Origin of the sequence: Marinobacter sp., assembly GCF_052094685.1 — a bacterium.
In the GTDB taxonomy this organism is placed as follows: domain Bacteria; phylum Pseudomonadota; class Gammaproteobacteria; order Pseudomonadales; family Oleiphilaceae; genus Marinobacter.
The window spans coordinates 1-3,757 of record NZ_JBQDKB010000164.1 but is presented as its reverse complement, the minus strand read 5'-3'; the positions used below and the strand labels follow the sequence as shown (position 1 = coordinate 3,757).

Below are 3,757 nucleotides of genomic sequence, written 5' to 3'. Positions count from 1 at the left end.
TTTAGCTTACGGAAAATTCTACTTTTGAACACCTTGGATTTTCGGGGGGATTACCTTGTAATCGCGCCTCCCGCATTTCTCGCTCAAACACTGGATTGACATAATGCCCATCGCCACCTCCACACAAGAAACATATTCCATTCTGAACATGTCTAAAATGCGGCAAATACCCAGTTCCCCCGCATCTAGGGCAGGGCTTTCGGGGGCGGTTATTGAGCAGATGTCCACCCGCATAGCTGAGGCCAACTACAACACCTATACCGAGTAGCAATTCCAGCAGCATACAGCCATGTACCTCTGGCAGATTTGCACGACTAAACTTCTAACGCTAGCCAGCATGCGCGGCTACGGAATGGAGGCGAAGCCGCAATGTAGCAGACGTCGCCGTGCCTGGCCTTGTTAGGCAAGTTCTCGCTGCACATACTTTTGAACGGTTTGAAGAAGTTCGTACAATTTTTGGTATGAGCACACGCCGTGGGTCAGAGGTTTGCCGTTTATAGTCTCATTCAAAGTTACCCCAGACCAGGTAAGTGGTAATTGTGATTTTTCGTCGGGGTTTAGATTGAACACCATGTCGTGAGACCAGCAGTTCCGGAGTATGCGCCAAAACTGGAACCAAGGCTGTGATTTCAGGTCTTTCAATTGCCCTGTTTGATGACAATACAGCTTTGTTAATGGGAAAAGTTCTTTCACTGCCGAGCGGTATGATGATTGATAAAGCTCTTCCGAGGCGATGCGCATACTTGCTGTATCTCGAACCAAGCTCACTGCATCAGGAAACACCTTTACCTCCGTGTCCAATGCACCATGAAGTTCCTCAAAGAAGGCCGGCGTATCTTCGTAAGACCACAATATCAAAGATGCATAACTCAACTGAATGAGATTCATCTTGGTTTGAAAGAAACCTACCAGCTCTTGTTTCGTCATGATTTCTGCCTAACGCCCGCCATCACCGGTGACAAAACCGTAGCGAAGCGGAGGGTTTGGCATCCGGTGCATGGCATGGTTATGTGGGCCTGACTCAAAGGTCAAAGACAAACGTTCACCAATCGTCGTATCGTATCCCGTTTTCTTGAAGAAAATCTCCCTGTCTTTCGAGATAACTCTCCGTACGCCTAGTGTAGTCCTCGCCTTCTTTTTTGTGATCGTAAGGCTTAGCTTCATAGCGCCCCACCTCAATCGCATTTTCCGCTCCGTTCATGATCCAGAGAACCACTGTTCCTCCTGGTGCCAGACCAAATACGAGGTTGTAACGAGGCACATCAAGAACATTACCATACCGCTCAAGTTTGGTGATTTGTTTCATTTTTTCTTCAATCTCACGTGCATTTTCAAGCTGGATCAACGCCCGATAAGACTGCTGTTCGGCAAACGAAAACCACTTGATGAGCACCAGCCCCGGCATTGCCTGCCATTCTGCGTTTTTTCCAGACGGATGTTTCCAGCAGCAGGTGATTATGCCGATGGGTGCCCGCCAACCGATTTCACCCGACACAGATTCGAGGATAAAAGTCTCGACCCATGCATCGTAGTGTTGCGGCACCACAACGGAGATACTTCGATAGGAGGGATCTGGGCCATACGTTGGTTCTTCTTGTTGACTGTGATCCGAACACCCCAGCAGCACCAGGACACAGAAGCTAATAGCGAGCGTCTTAATACTCATGGTATTCCCCCTCTGACCATTGCCCCTTATTCGGATGGACGGTTCGGCGGCCATAATTGCCGGGTTTGAAGGGGTACAACGGGCCAAGCTTCAAGTAATGGTCGGAATGGTGAATATATCGCTGTTTCAGTAACGCTTTGGATTCCGGAGTCATCAATAACTGGCTGCCATGCCAGACGTGAGCCGCGAGATTTCTGGCAACCGTCATTAATTCTTGCGGAAGGGAAAGTGATGAGTCTTCAGGATCAATAACATCGAAAGGAACACCAGCATCCACCGCCAACTTGTGCATCAGATACAGCGGAATACGGGAATATTCACCGCGAACCTCACGGTCCAGCCAAAGGCGGAGCGTGATGTCACCTCCCGGTACTCCGGGCAGACGCTCCTGTTCAATTTCCAGCGTGGCAAGTGGATTCAGTGGCCCGATCCAACCCTCATTTTTGATCAGTGCACGTTCCTGCAACATACGGGAGAATTCAAAACTGGCTTCGGGATTGCGGCGATCTTTCCCTCTGACGACCAGAGGCGGACGAACTTCAACCCGTTCTCGAAAGCTATCCGGGTAACCGCCGCCAATATCGGAGTGAACACCCGGAAGCACCCATTCGCTGAAGTGGTCCGGCAAGTTGCCGGACTCACCCCGGAGGCTGTTGAGGGAGAAGTTGTGCCGGCGCTCATCACGCGCGGCAAACTGAACAACCCTTTCGGCATCCTCTGGCCGAAGGTTGACGTTGATGCGTCCAGTATCGGTATCGTGGGCAGAGAAGTCCAGGTTGCCCAGATCAGCAACGCCGGCCACGGTATCGAACAGGCCGACAAAGCGAACAGTCACTTTTTTGGGCCAAGGTATGCCTTGCTGCTCGAATGCTCTGACTAAAGCCCCCTTGTATTCACCGTACAAGGAGCCTGTGGTGTCAGACACCTCTCGGCTGACAAAATGCCGCGCAGTTGCCGCGCCACGGCTAAAACCGAAAACGTCAAGAATCAGTTCATCGATGGGTTCGCTGACATAATCAAGAACGTCAATCGCTAGATTGGCGCAGCCTTGATCGATTTTCTTGAGTATCCCTTGCTCGCCCAGGCCGAGTCCCATGCTGGGGCCATCGTCAGTTTCTCCGGACTTTGTACCCACACCGGATATGTACGATGAAATGCGGTGAACTTGGTCGCGGTCGCCACTCTGGACTTGCCCCTGCTGATACATTCGCTCTAACTTGGAGACATTGGTTTCGGCATTCAGATAACTGCCTTCCATGATCTGAGACAGCTCGCTACCGCACTCTTCTTCGGAGATGGCCCCGGCTGCATTAGCTGTGAGGCATTCATCCATCTGCCGCTGATAGACTTGGGTATTATCGCGATTATTGCCAGTACCATCGAAAAAGATGCCAGCCTCTACCCGGACCTTCGGACGGTTCTCTTCTTCCGGCGATTCCTCTGGTGACTCGTCAGAAACGCCTTCGTCAATCAATGCGCCTTTCTGGGCGGCTTTGCGCACAAATTCCTGCGGATCTTTATCCAGTAACTCTTTAGCGGCAGGGGTAAGCTGGCCTTTGTCATCCAGCGCACCAGCCATGGCGAAGTCCACAACCGGTGCGGCGTTGGTGGCGACACCCAAAATCACTCTTGGACTACCGCTGACAATGGAACCGCCATGACTGGTGGGGCTGCCAAGGTATGCGACAGGCATACTATCAGCCAACGCCAATGGGTAGCCTTGAGTAATAACCGCACCGCAGCCGGTAACATCGCCAACCCGGGCAATGGGTTTACCTTCAACAAGGATGCTGGAGCCGTTTGGCATGATGGGGGAGGAGCCGTGCCCTTTGATCGGGCAGACATGCATATCGCCGACGCAGGCGGCAATCAGATTGCTCATGATGAGAGCTCCTTTCAGTGAAAAGTAGCTTCCTGGCTACCCATGATGAAACATTATCAAAAGCCCGCAAGTGTAGCATGGTTGGCACCACATAACGCCTTGGTTTAGCGGCGCCCTGACAAGGGCGTCCGGTGGAGGCCGAAGGCCGGAACGAACTACAACAATTTGTGTACGCCCAGCATGGGCATGAACTAATGGGGTGAAAGTCC

Annotated in this window: 4 protein-coding genes; 1 reads left to right on the top strand and 3 read right to left on the bottom strand. The window is 51.8% G+C overall.

The genetic code is table 11. The features are described 5' to 3' along the window. Positions 1–103 precede the first annotated feature (103 nt). Positions 104–268: a hypothetical protein gene (locus tag ACTH3S_RS18055; RefSeq protein WP_441810396.1), complete on the top strand. Its 165-nt coding sequence runs from the start codon at positions 104–106 to the stop codon at positions 266–268. 131 nt (positions 269–399) lie between these two features. Here the strand turns inward: ACTH3S_RS18055 and ACTH3S_RS18050 are convergent, their stop codons facing one another. The 3 genes from ACTH3S_RS18050 to ACTH3S_RS18040 form a co-directional block, all read right to left on the bottom strand. After that, the gene (locus tag ACTH3S_RS18050) at positions 400–927 is read right to left on the bottom strand and encodes a hypothetical protein (RefSeq protein ID WP_441810395.1); all 528 of its coding nucleotides are present in this window, start codon (positions 925–927) and stop codon (positions 400–402) included. A gap of 115 nt (positions 928–1,042) precedes the next feature. Beyond that, a complete protein-coding gene (locus ACTH3S_RS18045; protein ID WP_441810394.1) occupies positions 1,043–1,666 on the bottom strand; it encodes a DUF2931 family protein in 624 nt (207 codons plus the stop codon). Beyond that, on the bottom strand, positions 1,656–3,548 hold the full coding sequence (locus ACTH3S_RS18040) for a phospholipase effector Tle1 domain-containing protein (protein WP_441810393.1): 1,893 nt from the start codon (positions 3,546–3,548) through the stop codon (positions 1,656–1,658). Before ACTH3S_RS18040 ends, ACTH3S_RS18045 begins: the two co-directional genes overlap by 11 nt. Between the last annotated feature and the right edge of the window lie 209 nt (positions 3,549–3,757).